The organism is Flagellimonas alvinocaridis (assembly GCF_004916895.1).
GTDB lineage: Bacteria > Bacteroidota > Bacteroidia > Flavobacteriales > Flavobacteriaceae > Flagellimonas > Flagellimonas alvinocaridis.
In genome coordinates this window covers 1-1,970 of record NZ_SNTZ01000027.1, presented here as the reverse complement: position 1 = coordinate 1,970, position 1,970 = coordinate 1, and the positions used below count along the sequence as shown (strand labels likewise).

General features: G+C 33.8%; 2 protein-coding genes. Both read left to right on the top strand.

Going from position 1 to position 1,970, the window contains the following annotated elements; genetic code table 11:
• Nucleotides 1–196: 196 nt before the first annotated feature.
• Nucleotides 197–565 carry a SpoIIAA family protein gene (locus tag EZV76_RS16760; RefSeq protein WP_136567683.1) on the top strand — a complete coding sequence of 123 codons (369 nt, stop codon included), beginning with the start codon at nt 197–199 and terminating at the stop codon, nt 563–565.
• Between the two features lie 21 nt (nt 566–586).
• Nucleotides 587–1,582 (top strand): C2 domain-containing protein, encoded by a 996-nt coding sequence (locus EZV76_RS16755; protein WP_136567682.1) that lies wholly within the window; start codon nt 587–589, stop codon nt 1,580–1,582.
• Nucleotides 1,583–1,970 lie beyond the last annotated feature (388 nt).

Below are 1,970 nucleotides of genomic sequence, written 5' to 3'. Positions count from 1 at the left end.
TTTGGATTGGACAAAAAGATATTGGAAAACCGTAAATTGATAAAGAGAAGAACGATGCTCAAAAGAAGAAAAGAGCACCAAATTCAAAAGTTGAAACTATGACTTAACTTTGGACTGGGCCAGTTCAGATTCGTTTGAAGACGTACACAACAAATAGAACAATTTAAACAACAGTTGAATTAGAAAAAGAATAACAATGATAACCTTAGAAAAATTAGAACAGAAAGATTGTTACCTATTTAAAATTACAGAGAACATAGATGAAAAATCTGCCGAAGATTTTATCGATTTTTTAGTTGAGAAAGCAGAGAAAGATGAAAAAATTAAACTCATAGGTTTTATAGAAAGTTTTCTTGGCTTTGAAAGTTTTAAAGCATTTAGAAACACAATGAATTTAAAGCTAAAAGCCATAAAAGTGATTGAAAAATATGCCATAGTAAGCGACAAGGATTGGATAGAAAATTTGGTGCCATTAGCAGATTTTCTGTCGCCCAATTTACCAATGAAACAATTTGATATAGACGAATACAACGAAGCTGTAGAATGGCTTGCAAAAGATAATTAATCATAAGAATCAAAAAACTGGATGAACAAATCAATTATAGTATCAATACTGCTTTTAAGTTTCAATCTTACTAAAGCACAAGAACAGCGAATAGACTCATTAAAGCAAAAATCAATCACAGGAATCAAGGAAAAGTTTCCCAGAACCCGAATCTTAAATTTTGAATATGGTCAAAGTCTATCAAGGAACTTTGATTCAGAATTATTTGGGGAAGCCTTTCAGGATGGCGAGATTAAAGCGCAACAGACCTTTACGGCATCTGCCAATGTTCCGTTATATAGAACCAGAAAATGGTCATTGACAGGCTCGCTCAATTACCAGTTTAATGAGTTTGAATTTGACAATATCGATAATACAGGCGTTACGGTTTTTGAACAAAATGGTATAGTGAACTTTCATAATTTTTCGACCGCATTGAGTTCTACATATTTTTCAACGCTATTTAAAAAACCGGTTATCTACAATGCGTCTTTAATTGTAGATGGCAACGATAACGGGTTTGAACGTGTCAAAGGGCTGGTTGGGTTATCCTTTATAATGAAGAGGACAGAGCGAACGACAATAACTTTAGGTGCTATTGTTTTTGTTGACCCAACATCACAATTGCCATTCTTCCCAACATTCACATACAATCACAGGTTTAAAAACTCAAAATGGGAACTTGATTTTATATTGCCCCAGCGTCTATTGTTAAGAAGGTTTGTGGGCGAGAACGGTCGTTTTTCGATTGGAAGTTCTTTTGGCTCAACAGGATTCTATGTTAATGTGGATAACCCCGATTTTGCTGAAGTTTTTGAATACAGTCAGTTAGAAATAAAATCTGGAATAATTTATGAGCATCGGTTTAGTGATTATTTGATTGGTACTTTCCAAGGTGGATTACAGAATTTCATCAGCAATCGTTTGACCGAAAAGGCGCAACCTACACAAGACTTTATATATGAGAACAATCAAGAAGCAACAGGCTATTTTCAAGTAGGCATTTCGATTGACCCTTTTGCTAAGAAAAAGAAATAAAAACAGGCTACGCTATTGAGCAATTTGTTTGCCTAGTGTTTGGTTTAAACTTGATAGCGTACTTTCGGTATTTATAATTTGATGCAAACCAAAAACTTAAGAATAGATTCCTGGAATATATGTTTTGGGTGTAAGAAAAGGAATGGCGTAACTAGCTTGTATGGTTTCATTAAAGCAATAATCCTTAAAATCTGTTATTTCAAAAAAATCATTTCGAGTTGGCTGGGAATTTAAAGTGTAGACTGTAAATCTTCAACTAAAAGTGGACTGAACTTGGTCTAAAGATAAGTGATGGTTTTGTTATCTTCAAGGCTAGCCTTGAAGATGGATTCATTAACCATTTAAAACACTTAAAATGACAAAGAAGAAGAACACGGAATCAATCGTA